Source organism: Actinosynnema sp. NPDC023794 (assembly GCF_040639675.1).
Classification (GTDB): Bacteria; Actinomycetota; Actinomycetes; order Mycobacteriales; family Pseudonocardiaceae; genus Actinosynnema; species Actinosynnema luteola.
On the sequence record NZ_JBFAFR010000007.1, the window covers coordinates 286,397 to 301,662 of the forward strand.

Consider the following 15,266-nt stretch of genomic DNA (forward strand, 5'->3'; position numbering starts at 1 on the left):
CGACCCCTACCGTTCTAGGTCAGGTCCGGCCGGCGTGCGACCTGACGAGCTGGCCGCGTGCCGCGACGAGGAGCAGCCTCGCTTCCTGCAGCTCGCCGTAGCGCAGGTGCTCGCAGGCTGCCTCGGCGCAGGCCACCGCCTGGGTCAGCGCGTCGTCGGCGCCTGCGTCGGTGCGCCGCAGGGCGTCCCTCAAGGACTCCTCGGCGTGCCCGACCCCGGCGAGCGGATCGGCCAGGTTCGACGGCCGGACGTCCACCAGGACCTTCTCGACAGCCGCCTCCAGGGGGCCCACCGGGCTGCTCTGGGGAACCATCTGCTCCGGCACCAGCCCGGTGCGGGACATCAAGTCGGTGTTCACGGGTGACTGCCACCTCCAACCATGGCGCGGGTGACTGGCTGACGATACTCCGCGGCCGGGCCGCGCGCTGTGACGTGCACGTTCCGCTTCATCGCGCTCCGACCCCGCCTGCCGCGGCCGGGCGGGAGCCCGCCAGGGCCTCCGCCACCCGCCGCACGCCCGGGTCGTCGAACAGGTCGGCGAGCGCCACGGGCAGCGGGATGCGCCAGTTCGGGTACTGGTCGGTGGTGCCTGGCAGGTTCGGCTGGCGCGTCTCGCCCAGCGCGTCCTGCGGCGATGTCAGCACGAGCACGGAACGGACCTTCGCGAGCAAAGCGTGGAACGCGGTAACCAAGTCATCGGCAGGCACACCTTCCTGCTTGAGGAGTTCGAGCAACTCGGCGCGCTCTCGCTCGGCTGCCTGATATTCCCGGTCCACCGGCCCGTCAAACTGCCCCAGGTCGGCTCGCACCCGAACGTGTTCGGCGGCCAGGAACCCGGCCACGGTCGGCAGGTCGTGGGTGGAGATGCTCGCCATCGCCGACGCGGTCCACTTCTCCGGCGGGATGAGCGGGTGGTCGGGCAGGTCGTACTCGCGCTGGAACCACAGCACGGCCGAGCTGAGCATCCCGTGCTCGTGCAACGCCTCGGTGACCTTCGGCTCCACCGTGCCCAGGTCCTCGCCCACGACGACGGCGCCGGCCCGGTGCGCCTCCAGCGTCAGCACGGCCAGCATCGCGTCCGGGTCGTAGTGGACGTACGTGCCGCGCCCGGGCGCCTCGCCCGGCGGGATCCACCAGAGCCGCCACAGGCCCGCGACGTGGTCGACGCGGATGCCGTCCGCGTGCCGCAGCACGCTGCGCACCACGGCCCGGAACGGCTCGTAGCCCTGCTCGGCGAGCCGGTCGGGCCGCCAGGGCGGCAGGCCCCAGTCCTGGCCGAGCCGGCTGAACGCGTCCGGCGGCGCGCCGACCGTGACGTCCGCGGCGAACGCGTCCCGCACCGCCCACGTGTCCGCGCCGCCGGGGTGCACGCCGACCGGCAGGTCGTGCACGACGCCGACCGGCATGCCCGCGTCGCGCGCGGCCCGGCGCGCGGCGGCCAACTGCTGCTCGCACAACTCCTGCAGCCACGCGTGGAACGCCACCCGTTCGGGGTCGGCGGTGGCCGTGGCCGGGTCGCGCTGCGCCGGCGGCCACTCGCGCCAGTCCGGGCCGTGCGCCTCGGCCAGCGCGCAGAACCGGGCGAAGTCCAGCAGGTCGCCCTCGGGCGCGCGGTGCTCCTCGCGCCGCCAGAGCAGTTCGAGCGCCTTGGCCTTGGCCGTCCACACGGCGTCGTAGTCGATCAGCTCGGTGTCGTTGGGCGGGCGCAGCGCGTCGATCTCCGCGCGGGTCGCGGCGTCGGCGGCCCGGTAGGCCGGGAGGTCGGCGATCCGCAGGTAGAGCGGGTTGGCGAAGCGGCGGCTCGACGGCGAGTACGGCGAGCGCTCCACCGGCAGGGTCGGGCTGATCGCCTGCACGGGGTTGACCAGCAGCACGCCCGCGCCGAGCTCTGCCGCGCTGCGCCGGGCCAGGGTCGCCAGGTCGGCGTAGTCGCCCATGCCCCACGACTCGGCCGAGCGCATCGCGTAGAGCTGGAGCATCCAACCCCAGGATCGGGGGACGGGAGGGAGCTTGCGCGGCGCGACGATCACGGTCCGCGCACCGAGCCGGTGGTAGCCCAGGGGCAGCGCGGCGGGCAGCTCGACCCGGCCGCCGTCCTCCAGCTCGACCGTGCCGCCCTCGTCCAGGACGTCGCCCTCGCGGAGGACGACGGTGCGCGGCGGTGGTTCCGGCGCGGCGAGCGCGCGTCGCACCGCCTCCGGCGTGGAGGCGTCCACGTCCAGCTGCGCGAGCACCGCGACGACCACGTCGGGGTCGACGTCCGCTCGGCGTTGGTTGGCGTCCTCGTAGTGGGTGGCCACGCCGTGGGCCTCGGCCAGTGCCGCGAGCTCGTCGTCCACGTCGGACAGCTTCGCCTTCCCCGTCGGTTCGAATCCAGACCGGTGACAGGTGGTCACCCGAAGGTTGCAGGAGGTTGCCCGTGGTTAATAACCCAGCCGAGTGACGCCCAAACCTCAATGCTCACACTTCGCGTGCCGGACCGGTCGAGTCGCGCACCACGAGCTGCACCGACGGCGGCTCGGTCTCGTCCGACTCGCCGCGCAACCGGGCCAGCAGCACCTCGACGGCGTGCTCGCCGCGCTCGCGCCACGCGCCCTCCACCGCCGTGATGCCCACCGCGCGCGCCAGGTCCGTGCCCTCCAGGCTGAGGATCGACACGTCGCCGGGCACGTCGCGCCCGTCGCGGCGCAGCCGCAGGAACACGCCGAGCGCCACCTCGCCGCTCGTGCTGATCACCGCGGACGGCAGGCGCTCGCCGTCCAGCAGCGCGTCCACCACCTGCTCGCCGCCCGCCACCGTCGAGGACGACCACAACGTCCACTCGGGACGGAGCGGCAGGCCCCGCTCGACCAGCACCTCGTCGTAGGACTCGTCGATGTCGCCGGCCAGGACCAGCGCGACGTCCCGGTGACCCGACGCGGTGAGGTGGCCGACGGCCAGCCGCAGCGCCTCGCGCAGGTCGTCGTCCCACACCGCGACCACCGGCACGTCCAGGCCCGCCAGCGCGGCGTCCTCGGCGTCGGTGAGGTTGACCGCCAGCGCCAGCACGCCGTCGACCCGCCGGGCCAGCGGCAGCTCCTCGAAGAACCGCTTGCGCGCGTCGGCGTCGCGCAGCACGTAGAGCAGCACGTCGTACCCGGCCTGCCGCAACGCGCCCTCCGCTCCCGCGAGCAGGTCGCCTCGGCCGACGTCGGCGGTGAGCACCGCGACGGCGTACCGGCGCCCGCCCGCGAGGCTGGAGGCGTCCCGGGCGATCGCGTACCGCATCCGCTTGGCGACCTCGGTGACGTACCGGCGGGTCGCGTCGGAGACGCCGGGCTCGCCGCGCAACGCGCGCGACACCGTCGCGGCGGACACACCGGCGGCCCGCGCCACGTCGGACATGCTCGTCAACTCACACCTCCCGGCCTGGTACGAGATTAGCGAGAACCGTACGGTTGCCTCGTCGCGAGCACCCTGCGAGACGTGATCGACACCCTGCGGAAGGACTGCCATGAAGGCCGGCGACCAGGCACCCGACTTCACCCTGCCCGACCAGGACGGCACGTCGCGCGCGCTGTCCGACCTGCTCGCCGACGGGCCGGTGGTGCTGTTCTTCTACCCCGCCGCGATGACCGCCGGGTGCACCGCGGAGAGCTGCCACTTCCGCGACCTGGCGACCGAGTTCGCCGAGGTGGGGGCGCAGCGGGTGGGCATCAGCCCGGACTCGGTGCAGCGGCAGAACCAGTTCGCGACCCGGCACGACTTCGACTACCCGCTGCTGTCCGACGGCGACGGCGCGGTGGCCGCGGCGTTCGGCGTGAAGCGCCGCTTCGGCCCGCTGCCCGTGAAGCGGCACACGTTCGTCATCGACACGGACCGCACCGTGATCGAAGTCATCAAATCCGAGTTCGCCATGAACGCGCACGCCGACAAGGCGCTCACCGCGCTGCGCGAACGGGCCAACCGCGCGAGCTGACCGCCGCCGTCACGGCCGCAGCCCGGCGAGCACGAAGTCGGCGATCTCGCCGCCGAGCCGGGTCGGCGACTTGGGCCCGTCCGGCCGGTACCAGGTCGGCAGCTGGTTGACCACGCCCAGCGCGATCAGGACCACGGTGTCGGCGGGCACGGCCGAGCTGAACCCGCCGTCCCGCTGGGCCTGCTCGACCACCGACCGGAACGTCTCGTGGTACCGCCGCCGCTCGGACCGGAAGGCTGCCATCCGGTCCGCGTCGAGCCGGTGCATCTCGCGCACGAACACCGCGGTCTCGTCCACGCTCGCCGCGGTCGTCTCGACCAGGCTGACCACGATCCGCCGCACCGTGGTGGCCGCGTCCAGCCCGGCCGCCACGATCCCGTCGAGGTCGGCCATCTGCCGCCCGATCAGCGAGCGGTAGATCTCGAACAGCAGGTCGTCCTTGGAACCGAAGTAGTGGTAGAGCGCGCCCTTGGTGACCGAGGCGGCCTCGACGACCTCCTGCACCGTCGTCGCGTCGAACCCCTTGGCGGCGAACAACCGCACGGCCGCGCCCACGATCCGCTCGGGCGTCGCCCCGGTCCGCCGCGCCACGGTCAGGCCCCCGGCGCCAGTGCGCGCACCAGGTCGCGCTGGTCCGCGCCGGTGGGCAGCAGCGCGATCACGGGCGTGTCGACGCCGTTGGACGCGTACTCGGCCACGCGCGCGCGGCACTCGTCCACGCTGCCGTGCACGATCAGCGCGTCGACCACCTCGTCCGGGATGAGCGCGGCGGCGCCGCGCCGGTCGCCGGACGCCCACGCCTCGTGCATGGGGCGCAGCGCCTCGCCGCGGCCGAGCCAGTCGTGGAACGCCGCGTACACGGGGACGGTCAGGTAGGTGCTGATCAACATGCGGCCCAGCGCGCGGGCGGCATCGGCGTCCTCGGTCGGGCACACGAAGATCCGCGCGGCCAGTTCGCCGCCGCTCATCTCGGCGCGCACCTTGGGCACGTCGGCGGCGGCGAGCCAGTTGGTGATGGCGCCGTCGGCCTCGCGACCGGCCAGCCGCAGCATCCCGGGTCGCAGCGCGGCCAGCATGATCGGCACCGGGTGCTCGGGCGCGCGCTCCAGCTTGAAACCGCGCACGGCGAACGTTTCGTACTCCTCGGACACCTTCTCGCCCGTCAACGCGGCCTTGAGGAACCTCAGCGTGTCCCGGGTGCGCTTGAACGGCTCGGTGAACGGCACGCCGTTCCACCGCTCGACGATCGCGGGCGAGGACGCCCCGATGCCCAGCACGAACCGCCCGCCGGACACCTCGGCCAGCGTCGCGGCGGTCATGGCCAGCGTCGCCGGCCCGCGCGTGTAGACGGGCGCGATGGCGGTGCCGAGCCGGACGCGGTCGGACCACTGCGCGGCCAGCGCCAGCGGCGTGAAGGCGTCCGTGCCCGCGGTCTCGGCCGACCACACGTCGGTGTAGCCGAGGTCGGCGAGCTCGGCCACCAGCGCGCGGTGGTCGAGCACCGGCACTCCCGTCAGCGGCAGGGTGATTCCCCAACGACCCACGATCGCCTCCCTGAAGGTGTCCGGCCGCCACCGTACCTCAGGTACCGACCAGTCGGTATGCCGCAGGCGCACGGCCGGGTGACGCAGCACACGTGTCACCCGGCCCCGGGAGCGGGTAACCGGACGGTGCGCGTACCGCCTCCGCACGCCGTTCTGCCCCGCCGGAGTGAGCCCGGCGGGGCAGAAACAAGCCCGTCGTGCGCGGCTTCAGGCGCGGGGTTGCGCGTGTTCCAGCTTCAGCGCGCTCGCCGCGGTGCGCGAGGTCTCAGAGGGAGATGCCGCGCTCGCCCAGCCAGCCGACCGGGTCGATCTTCTGCGAGCCGTTGATCCACACCTCGAAGTGCAGGTGGGGGCCGGTGGACTGGCCGCGGTTGCCCATGGTGGCGATCTGCTGGCCCGCGTGGACCTGCTGACCGGCCGACACGAGGGTCTCGTTGACGTGGCCGTAGACGGTGATGGTGCCGTCGTTGTGCTGCACGCGCACCCACAGGCCGAAGCCGGACGCCGGGCCCGCCTCGACGACGACGCCGTCCATCGCGGACAGGATCGGGGTGCCGATGTCGTTCGCGATGTCCACGCCGTAGTGCGTCGTGCCCCAGCGGGCGCCGAAGCCGGACGTGAACGAGCCTTCGGCGGGCTTGGCCACCGTCGGACGCCGCGCCGCCGCGGCGGCGGCCTCCTCGGCGGCCTTCTGCTCGGCGGCCCGGGCCTGCTCCTCGGCGATCCGGGCGTTCTCGGCGTCGACGCGGGCCTTCTCGGCCGCCGCGGCGTCCTGCTGCCGCTTCTGCTCGGCCTGCCGGGCGGCGAAGCCCTCGGACGCGTGGCGGATCGCCTGGTCGACGTGCTGCCGGACGAGGAGCCCTTCGGAGCGCATCAGCTTCGCCGCCTCGAACGCGGGGTCGACGGCGTGCACCGTGCGGACGTCGGCCTGCCGGGGCGCCGAGGTGTGGACGAGCGCCGCCGCCAGGTCCGAGCTGGCGGCGACCGGGAGGAACCGGGTGTCGCCGGCGTCGAACCCGCCGCCGGCGGCGCCCACGCCGGTGGCGAGGGCGCCTGCCGCGACCACTGCGGCCGCGACCCGGCCACTGACGGGCTTCCGATCGCACTCGGCGCGATGGGAGCGGTTGCGGGACGGGGTGCGGGGCGCGAGGAACGCGCGTCGACCGTCCGCTTTCGTGTGCCGTGCCAAGGTAGTGCCTTCCTGCATCGGGGAGCACGGCCCGGTCACAGGGACACCTGGCGGGGGATCCAGGCTGGCGGCGCTTTCGGGGAGCGACGCCGTGTCCCTATGGTGACCGAACCGTGACATGCGGCGGGGACCGTAACCCGATGTAACAAGAAAGGGCAAGCCTCGGCACTACGACTAGTGCTTTTTGGTGACACACCCCACTGATCGTCACACTACGTGTTCAAGTAACCGTATGTTCCGTATCAGGCCGTTATAAAAGCCCAGGTCAGAGGCAACTTTGGGCGTGACGTAACCCGTGACGAAGGTCGACTACCGGTAGCGCGGCTCGACCGGCGGCAGGTCGGCGGGAGGCTTGCCCTCGTGGATCACCCGCATGGCGTTGAACCACGTCGGCGCAGCCACCTGACCACCGTAAACGCCGCCGGCGTCGTTCGTGCCGCAGAGCCTCGGCGGGGTGCCGTTGCAGATCACCTGCGGCGCCACCCCATCGGTGAACGTCATGACCGCGCCGGCGAACTGCGGAGTGGCGCCGATGAACGCCACGGACCAGTGGTTCTCGGTGGTGCCGGTCTTGCCGATCATCGGCCGGTTCCAGCCGGACGCCGCGCCCGCCGCCGTGCCGCCCGCCTTGGTGTCCGCGCTCATGCCGACGGCCAGCGCGTTGGCCACCTCGGGCGCGACGGCCTGGTCGCACGGCGCTTCCTTCAGCTGCACGGGCCGGCCGTTGCGGTCGACGACCTTCTCCACCGGCGTCGGCGGGCACCACTTGCCGCCGCTCACGATCGTCGCCGCGACGTTCGACAGCTCCAGCACGCTGGTCGGGCCGGCGCCAAGGGTGAACGAGCCGCTGTTGTCCCGCTTGTAGACGTCGCCCTGCGACGGGCCGTTGGAACCGTCGGCCTTGAGCGGGTCGCCGCGCCAGTCGACGCCCTGCATCGACTCGCGCAGCCCGAGCCGGTAGGCCATGTCGACCACGTTGTTCAACCCGGCCTTCTCCTCCAGGATGATGAACGCGGTGTTCGGCGACTGGGCCAACGCCTGGGTCAAGGTCATCTTCTCCGGGTAGTCGCCCGCGTTCTTGACCGTGTACGGCTTGCTGCCGTCCTTGTAGACCTTCGAGGTGTAGGTCTTCGGCACGTCGATCTGCTTGTCGATGCCCGTGACGCCGCGCTCCAGCGCCGAGGCGGCGGTGAACACCTTGTAGATCGAGCCCGCGCCGAACTTGGTCACCTCGGCGGGGATCGAGTATGCGCTCTGCCCGGCGTCGGCGTTGTTGCCGAAGTCGCGGTTGGCGGCCAGCGCGCGCACCCGGTGCTTGTCCCCTCCCGGCTCCACCACGGCCATCGCGTTGGCGATGCCCGGCTGGGTCTTGGGCACCTGCGCCATGGCGGCGTCCTTGGCCGCGCGGGTGGCGACCGGGTCCATCGTGGTGGTGATCGTGTACCCGCCGCGCAGCAGCTCCTCGGTCGGGAGGCCCGCCTTCTCCAGGTAGTCGATCAGGTAGCGGCAGAAGAAGCCGTAGACCGGGCCGTCGCCCGCGCCGACGCAGCCGTTGGGCAGCAGCTTCAGGTCGGGCACGACGCCGATGTCGGTGGCCTTGTACTCGGCGGCCTTCTCCTCGGCGACCTTCGCGTCGGGGCCGAACGCGCCGTTGTCGCGCATCCGGTCGATCACGGTGTTGCGGCGCTTGATCGCGGCGTCGACGTCGGAGCCCGGGTTGAGCCTGCTCGGCTCGTTGACCAGGCCGGCGAGCATCGCGGCCTGCGGCACGGTCAGCTTGTCCGGGGTGGTGTCGAAGTAGGTGCGGGCCGCCGCGCCGACGCCGTACGCGCCGTTGCCGAACGGGACGACGTTGAGGTAGGCGGTGAGGATCTCGTCCTTGCTCATCTTCTGCTCGAGCTGGGTGGCGATCCGGGCCTCGCTGATCTTGCGGCCCAACGTCACCTCGGTCGCCTTCTCGTAGGCCTCCTCGGAGCCCTTGCCGACCACGAAGGCGAGGTAGTTCTTCACGTACTGCTGGGTGAGGGTCGAGGCGCCCTGGGTGGTCTCACCCTCGACGCCCGCCTTGGCGGCGGCGCGGGCGATGCCCTGCCAGTCGACGCCCTTGTGCTCGAAGAACCGCTTGTCCTCGATCGCGATGATCGCGGCCTTCATCGTGTCCGCGATGCCCTCGGACGGCACGGGCACGCGGTACTGGTCGTAGAGGTAGGCGATCGGCTGGCCGTGCATGTCGAGCACGGTCGTCACGAGGGGCAGCTCGGCCTTGGTCAACTCACCCGAGGTCTGGTCCACCGTGTCCGCGGCCCGGTTGGACGCCAGGCCGAGCCCCCCGACCACCGGGAACAGCACCGCCGCGACGAGCACGCCCGCCATCAGGCACAACCCCACCAACTTGACCAGACCTGTCGCGCGCGCGGCGAACACCGACCAGCAACCCCTTCCACAACCCCGCGGGAACCCCCACTGACTAAGTCGCACGAAGAGCACCACGGGTTGCTCCGCGAGGAGCAGAAGTTTCGGCGCGATCTTCGACGACGGTTGTCGAAGTTACTCCTGCCCACCGGAGACCGTGGTCAAACCCCACTGGGCCGGACGGCGGAGCCCGCCAGGCACGGGGAGGTGATCAGCCTCACGCCCGCTCGACGGCACGGACGTCCCCTCTCGACAGGGGGCCCGATCGGTGCGGCGACAGGTCCATGATCGAACAGGCGTTCGCCGCCGGCAAGATCACGATCGGGTGGTCCCGGCGAGCGTTCCAGCGCGTCGGCGGCGGGTACCGGGCGGCAGCGGCTGGGTGGAGGCGCTCAGTCCGGGGCGTCGAGCCCGGGGCGCTCAGTCGGAGGCGCGCAGGCGGATCGTCGCGCTCGCCCGCCGGACCTCGACCCCCGCGTGGTTCGGCAGCACGTCCTCCAGGAACCCGTACCCCTTGAGCTCCTCGTCCGGCCGCCGCGACACCGTCCGCCACCACGTGGCGATGTCCACCCACCCCGGCGCCGACAGCGACCCGCCGAAGTGCTGCACCGACAGCGCCGCGCACAGGTTCGCGAACCGCACCCGGTCCGCCAGCGGCCAGCCCGACAGCGTCCCGAGCACGAACCCGGCGCCGAACACGTCGCCCGCGCCGGTGGAGTCCAGCGGTGCGACGTTCAGCCCCGGCACGTCCACCACCTCCCCGGTGGCCGAGTCGACCGCCACCGCGCCACCGCCGCCCCGCGTCACCACCACCACGGGCACGTGCTCGGCCAACGCCATCGCCGCGCGCTCAGGCGTGTCGCACCGCGTGTACCGCTGGGCCTCGGCGTCGTTGGGCAGGAACACGTCGTACTGCTCCAGCCGCCGCAGCAGCTCGGGCGCCCACAGCTCGGTGCGGTCCCACCCGATGTCGGCGAACAGCAGCGCCCCCTGCTCCTTCGACTGCGCCACCCACCGCTCGTCCTCGGCGCCCACGTGCACGAAGCACGCCCGCGTCCGCGGCGGCGGGTTCAGGATCTCGTCGGCCGACACCGGCGGCCGGTGGCCGTGCGTCACCATCGACCGGTCGCGGTCCATCGCCATCGAGACGGTCACCGGCGAGTGCCAGCCGTAGTACCGGCGGCAGTAGGTGAGGTCGACGCCCTCCTGCTCGGCCAGGACCTCCCAGCAGAAGTCGCCGTAGACGTCCTCGCCGAACGCGGCGGACAGCGCGGTCCGCAGTTGCAGCCTGCTCAGCGCCACGGCGAGGTTGGCGATGCCGCCGGGGCACGAGCCGAGGCCTTCGGCCCAGACCTCGGTGCCCGGCGCGGGCGGCCGGGGCAGGCCGGTGAAGATGATGTCCAGGAACACCGTCCCGGACAGCAGCACGTCGAACGCCGCGGCGGGCGATGAAGCCGACGGGTCCGACGGCGGCACGAGCGGTGGCACGAGCGGAGGCGTGGCGGCCATGACCCAACGATGCCAGGCCGGGTCACCCGTCGACAGCCGCGAACATCTCGCGCATTCGGGCCAGCGCACGGTGCTGCGCGACGCGCACCGCTCCCGCGGTCGAGCCGACGGCCGCCGCCGTCTCCTCCGCCGACAGCCCCACCGCGACCCTGAGCACCAGGATCTCGCGCTGCCGTTCCGGCAGCCTCTGCAGCAGCTGCGCGACGTGGCCGATCAGCTCGCCGGTCACGGCCCGCTGCTCCGGGCCGGCCTCCAGGGTCGGCGTGTCCGGCAGCTCGGGCACGACCTCGGCCCGGCTGCGCACCGCACGTCTTCGCGCGTCGGCCACCTTGTGCGCGGCGATCCCGTACACGAAGGCCAGGAACGAGCCCGGCTCGTAGCGGTACGTGCCCAGCGCCGACACCACGGCCAGGCAGACCTCCTGGGCGATGTCCTCGGCCGAGACGAGCGTGCGCTCCCTCGACCCGACCCTGGCCCGGCAGTAGCGCAGCACCAGCGGCTGGATGCGCGCCAGGAGCTGGGCGATCGAGCGCGGCTCCCCGAGCAGCGCCTCGTCGACCAGTTCGGACAGCTCGGCCTCCGCCAGCCACTGGGCGGTCACCTGTCGCGGCCCCTCGCCGACGACCAGCCTGACCTCGGGACGACCGGGCACGTCAGCGGCGTAGCGGACCGCGCCGACCCCCACCTCGACGTCGGCCCGCACGGACGTTCGCTGCACCATCCGGCGACCTCCTCACCCATTGTCGGACCTCCGGCCATCCCGGCTCACTGATGAGGAGCACGCAGCGGGGCTCCTGATACGGCACAGGCCAAAGCCGACCACGATCCGACGCAGCGTGGTCGTGGCGGCACCCGACCGTGACGGCGGACGAGCCGTTCGGCCCAGTGACAGGGGTCCGCTACTTCACCGCGGCGAACTGGCGGACACCCAAGTAGCCCACCCGGAAGCCCGCTTCGGAGTAGGCCAGGTAGAACTCCCACATCCGCCGGAACGTGTCGTCGAAGCCGAGCGAGGCGACGTCGGCCCACCGGGACAGGAACCGCTCCCGCCACCGGCGCAGGGTCTCGGCGTAGTCGTGGCCGAACTCGCGGCTGTCGACCACCCTCATCGCGGTGTGCGCGCGCACGTTGTCCTCGATCGCCCGGACGGACGGGATCAGGCCGCCGGGGAAGATGTACTTGTGCATCCAGGTGTAGCTGGACGCGCTCGCGAGCATCCGGTCGTGCGGCATGGTGATGGACTGGAGCCCGAACCGGCCGCCGGGCGCCAGCGCCCGGTCGACCGCGGCGAAGTAGGCGGGCCAGTACTCCGCGCCGACGGCCTCGATCATCTCGACCGACACCACGGCGTCGTACCGGCCGCGCTCCTCCCGGTAGTCGCGCAGGTGGACGGTGACGCGGTCGCCGACACCGGCCTCCTCCGCCCGCCGCACGGCCAGCGCGCGTTGCTCGGCGGAGAGGGTCAGGGAGGTCACGGTCGCGCCGCGGTGGGCGGCCCGGACGGCCAACGCGCCCCAGCCCGTGCCGATCTCCAGCACCCGGCTGCCCGCGCGCACGCCCGCGTAGTCCAGCACGCCGTCGATCTTGCGCAGCTGGGCGTCGGACAGCGAGCCGCCGGAGCCGTCGAACCAGGCCGACGAGTAGGTCATCGTGTCGTCCAGGAACACCTGGAACAGGTCGTTGGACAGGTCGTAGTGCCGGTGGACGTTCTGCCGCGCGTTGACCACGTCGTTGCCGTCGGAGGCGGGGTGGCGGCGTTCGACCCAGCGGCGCAGCGGCTGCAGCACCGGCGGGACCAGGGTGGTCAGCTTCGCCGCGAACGCGGTCAGCAGCTCGGCGAGCGCGGTGGACGTCCAGTCGCCGACCATGTACGCCTCGCCGAACCCGATCTTGACGTCCACGCCGAGCCGGCGGAAGAACGCCTCGGGCCGGTGCACGCGCATGTCGGGCGCGCCCGGACCGCCCGCCCCGAGCACGTGCCCGCCGGGCAGGACCACGCGCACCGGCAACGCGCGCACGGCGCGGCGGAACAGGGACTCGGCGATCCGGGCCCGCACGACGGACCGGGGCGGGCTCCACAGGCCGGGCCAGACGCCCTGGCCGGGGCGGGGCAGGTCGACGGGACGACGGCGGGTTCCGGGCATCATCGGCCACTCCTGGGACTGCCGGCGCGCGGTGCCCACAACGCCGTGGATCCCCAGCGGCCGTCGGACGGGTCGTGGCGCCGGCTCACGCGTCGCCGGCGCCCTTTCATGGTGGCACCGCCGATGGCGCGGGCAAGTCGATGCCGAAGCGGCGGCCCGCCGCGACTTCGGCCTGCCACCGCGCGCGAGAATGCGCCCCGGAACACGTGGACCGGTCGAGGGATGGGACTGAAGATCACCGTGATCGAACAGCTGAGCGTGCGGACCGACGAAGGCGACTTCGACGCGATCGCGGCGGGCCCCGAGGACGGCCGGCCGGTGTTGCTGCTGCACGGCTTCCCGGAGGCCGCCGTCGAGTGGGAGCACCAGGTGGCGGTGCTCGGCCGCGAGGGTTTCCGCGCGGTGGCGTTCGACCAGCGCGGCTACTCCCCCGGCGTGCGGCCCGAGCGCGCGACCGAGTACGGCGTCGACGCGCTGGTCGGCGACGTGCTGGCGGTGGCGGACTCGTTCGGCTGGTCGGTGTTCGACCTGGTCGGCCACGACTGGGGCGGCGCGGTGGCGTGGTGGACCGCGGCCGAGCACCCCGAACGGCTGCGGAAGCTGGCGGTGGTGTCCACGCCGCACCCCGGCGCGTTCGCCGAGGCCCTGCGCACCGACGAGGACCAGCACCTGCGGTCCGGGTACATGACGGACTGGCGCAGCAGCGACACCGAGCGGCGGATGCTGGCCGACGACGGCGCGGCGCTGCGGCAGATGTTCGAGTGGCGGGTGCCGCCGAGCCGGGTGGCCGAGTACGTGCGGCGGCTGTCCGAGCCGGGCGCGCTGACGGCCGCGCTGAACTGGTACCGCGCCGGCCGTCCGGGCAAGGCCGGGAAGGTGTCCGTGCCCACGATGTACGTGTGGAGCACGGAGGACGTGGCGTTCGGGTCGACGGCGGCGTTGAGCACCGGCGACTGGGTCACCGGCCCGTACCGGTTCGAGATGCTGGAGGACGTGTCGCACTGGGTGCCGGAGGAGGCGCCGGAGGCGTTGACGGCACTCCTTTTGGAGCATCTCTCGTCCTGATTGAACCGCTGCCGCGGTGCCGCACGTGTTCTCGCGTATGACGGAGTTGACCTACTCGGAGCGCAGGGTCGCGACCCTCGCCGCGTGTGGCCACAGCAACCGGGCGATCGCGCTGCGGTTGCACATCACCGTGAGCACGGTGGAACAGCACCTGACCAGGGTCTACCGCAAGCTGGCGGTGGCCAGCCGGGCGGAGTTGAGGGGGCACCAGGCCCTAGTGTGACCGCATGCCGGTCGCGGGGTTGCTGCTCGCCGCGGGCGCCGGGCGGCGGTTCGGCGGGCCCAAGGCGCTGGTGTCGCACGGCGGCGTGCTGTGGGTCGACCGGGCCGCCGCGGTGCTGCGGGACGCCGGGTGCGCGCCGGTCGTCGTGGTGCTCGGCGCCTCGGCGTCGTCGGTGCGCGCGCGGGCGGCGCTGGACGGCTGCGTCGTGGTGGACAACCCCGACTGGGCCACCGGCATGGGCTCGTCGCTGCGCGCCGGGCTGGCCGCGCTGACCGGTGCGGTCGTGGACGCGGTGGTCGTGCTGCCGGTGGACACGCCCGGCGTCACGGCGGCGGCGGTCGAGCGCCTGCGGGCGTTGGCGTCGCCGGCGGCGCTGGCGCGTGCCTCGTACGACGGCGCGCCCGGCCACCCCGTGCTGATCGGCTCGGAGCACTGGGCGGGGGTGGCCGCCTCGGCGGTCGGTGACGCGGGCGCGCGGGACTACCTGCGGGCGCGCGGTGCGCTGGACGTGCCGTGCGGCGACGTGGCGGACGGCGACGACGTGGATCACCCGCGGGACCTGCCCCGGTGAGGCGCGTGTGGTGCCGAGGTGCTCACGCCGACGTCGGGCGTTGCTCCTCGGCGTCCGGCTGCACGACGGGCAGCGGGCCGGAGATGATGCGCGGCATCGGCACGTCCAGCGGCGGCTGGGTGTCCGCGGTCCACCGGTCCGGCCCGTCCCCGTGGCCGGCGAGCAGGGCGCGTGCCTCCGCGGTCGCCTGCTGCACGATCTCGCGGGCCCGCTGCTCGGCCTCGGCGAGCCGCCGCTGCGTCTCCTGCTCGGTCTCGTCGAGCAGCACGGCCTGCTGCCGCGCCACCTCCTCGGCCCGCTTGAGCATCTGCTCGCTGCGCTCCCGCGCGTCGGTCTCGAAGGCGTCCGCCTTCTGCCTGGCCACGTGCATCAGGTAGCGGATGCAGCCGGACACGGCGTTGTCCTTCGCGTAACCCGCGTGCAGCACCCGGTACTCGCCGAGCTCGCTGCGCGCGTCCTCCAGCTCCCGCATCAGGTCGTCGGCGGTGGCCACGGCGCCGTCCCGGTCCGTCCGCAGCACCTCCAGCTCCTCCCGCAGGCGGGCCAGCTCCCACCGCGTGCGGATCAGCTCCTCGTCCACTTGTCGCCGGTCGTAGCCGCGCCACCGCACGGGGAAGGGCGTGCCCTGGGACTTGTCGATGTGCATGGCTG

At 73.0% G+C, this 15,266-nt stretch carries 15 protein-coding genes; 4 read left to right on the plus strand and 11 right to left on the minus strand.

What is annotated here, in order from left to right:
• Window positions 1–19: 19 nt before the first annotated feature.
• The 3 genes from AB0H12_RS18695 to AB0H12_RS18705 form a co-directional block, all read right to left on the minus strand.
• Window positions 20–358, minus strand: coding sequence for a hypothetical protein (locus tag AB0H12_RS18695; RefSeq protein WP_499624078.1), 339 nt, complete (start codon window positions 356–358; stop codon window positions 20–22).
• 88 nt (window positions 359–446) lie between these two features.
• Window positions 447–2,339, minus strand: a complete 1,893-nt coding sequence (malQ, locus tag AB0H12_RS18700; RefSeq protein WP_499624079.1) for a 4-alpha-glucanotransferase — start codon at window positions 2,337–2,339, stop codon at window positions 447–449.
• A gap of 121 nt (window positions 2,340–2,460) precedes the next feature.
• On the minus strand, window positions 2,461–3,384 hold the full coding sequence (locus AB0H12_RS18705) for a LacI family DNA-binding transcriptional regulator (protein ID WP_499624122.1): 924 nt from the start codon (window positions 3,382–3,384) through the stop codon (window positions 2,461–2,463).
• A gap of 109 nt (window positions 3,385–3,493) precedes the next feature.
• Here AB0H12_RS18705 and AB0H12_RS18710 point away from each other — a divergent pair, with 109 nt between their 5' ends.
• Complete coding sequence (locus tag AB0H12_RS18710) at window positions 3,494–3,958, plus strand: peroxiredoxin (protein ID WP_499624080.1); 465 nt, start codon at window positions 3,494–3,496, stop codon at window positions 3,956–3,958.
• A 9-nt stretch (window positions 3,959–3,967) separates the two neighbouring features.
• On the opposite strand, the gene AB0H12_RS18715 is transcribed toward AB0H12_RS18710, so the two are convergent.
• The 7 genes from AB0H12_RS18715 to AB0H12_RS18745 form a co-directional block, all read right to left on the minus strand.
• Window positions 3,968–4,549, minus strand: coding sequence for a TetR/AcrR family transcriptional regulator (locus AB0H12_RS18715; protein ID WP_499624081.1), 582 nt, complete (start codon window positions 4,547–4,549; stop codon window positions 3,968–3,970).
• A 2-nt stretch (window positions 4,550–4,551) separates the two neighbouring features.
• Window positions 4,552–5,502 (minus strand): LLM class F420-dependent oxidoreductase, encoded by a 951-nt coding sequence (locus AB0H12_RS18720; RefSeq protein WP_499624083.1) that lies wholly within the window; start codon window positions 5,500–5,502, stop codon window positions 4,552–4,554.
• 265 nt (window positions 5,503–5,767) lie between these two features.
• On the minus strand, window positions 5,768–6,568 hold the full coding sequence (locus AB0H12_RS18725; protein ID WP_499624084.1) for a M23 family metallopeptidase: 801 nt from the start codon (window positions 6,566–6,568) through the stop codon (window positions 5,768–5,770).
• 432 nt (window positions 6,569–7,000) lie between these two features.
• Window positions 7,001–9,115 carry a transglycosylase domain-containing protein gene (locus AB0H12_RS18730; protein ID WP_499624085.1) on the minus strand — a complete coding sequence of 705 codons (2,115 nt, stop codon included), beginning with the start codon at window positions 9,113–9,115 and terminating at the stop codon, window positions 7,001–7,003.
• Between the two features lie 408 nt (window positions 9,116–9,523).
• Complete coding sequence (locus tag AB0H12_RS18735) at window positions 9,524–10,612, minus strand: PfkB family carbohydrate kinase (protein WP_499624086.1); 1,089 nt, start codon at window positions 10,610–10,612, stop codon at window positions 9,524–9,526.
• A 22-nt stretch (window positions 10,613–10,634) separates the two neighbouring features.
• A complete protein-coding gene (gene shbA, locus AB0H12_RS18740; RefSeq protein WP_499624123.1) occupies window positions 10,635–11,330 on the minus strand; it encodes an RNA polymerase sigma factor ShbA in 696 nt (231 codons plus the stop codon).
• A gap of 181 nt (window positions 11,331–11,511) precedes the next feature.
• Window positions 11,512–12,756 carry a class I SAM-dependent methyltransferase gene (locus AB0H12_RS18745; RefSeq protein WP_499624124.1) on the minus strand — a complete coding sequence of 415 codons (1,245 nt, stop codon included), beginning with the start codon at window positions 12,754–12,756 and terminating at the stop codon, window positions 11,512–11,514.
• Between the two features lie 222 nt (window positions 12,757–12,978).
• Between AB0H12_RS18745 and AB0H12_RS18750 the strand changes: the two genes are divergently transcribed.
• Genes AB0H12_RS18750 through AB0H12_RS18760 form a run of 3 tightly spaced genes read left to right on the plus strand, consistent with a single transcriptional unit; the run spans window position 12,979 to window position 14,615 of the window.
• The gene (locus tag AB0H12_RS18750; protein WP_499624087.1) at window positions 12,979–13,821 is read left to right on the plus strand and encodes an alpha/beta fold hydrolase; all 843 of its coding nucleotides are present in this window, start codon (window positions 12,979–12,981) and stop codon (window positions 13,819–13,821) included.
• Between the two features lie 37 nt (window positions 13,822–13,858).
• Window positions 13,859–14,044, plus strand: a complete 186-nt coding sequence (locus AB0H12_RS18755; RefSeq protein ID WP_499624088.1) for a helix-turn-helix domain-containing protein — start codon at window positions 13,859–13,861, stop codon at window positions 14,042–14,044.
• Window positions 14,045–14,048: 4 nt separating this feature from the next.
• Window positions 14,049–14,615, plus strand: a complete 567-nt coding sequence (locus AB0H12_RS18760) for a nucleotidyltransferase family protein (RefSeq protein ID WP_499624089.1) — start codon at window positions 14,049–14,051, stop codon at window positions 14,613–14,615.
• A 22-nt stretch (window positions 14,616–14,637) separates the two neighbouring features.
• On the opposite strand, the gene AB0H12_RS18765 is transcribed toward AB0H12_RS18760, so the two are convergent.
• Window positions 14,638–15,261 carry a DivIVA domain-containing protein gene (locus tag AB0H12_RS18765; protein WP_499624090.1) on the minus strand — a complete coding sequence of 208 codons (624 nt, stop codon included), beginning with the start codon at window positions 15,259–15,261 and terminating at the stop codon, window positions 14,638–14,640.
• Window positions 15,262–15,266: the final 5 nt, after the last annotated feature.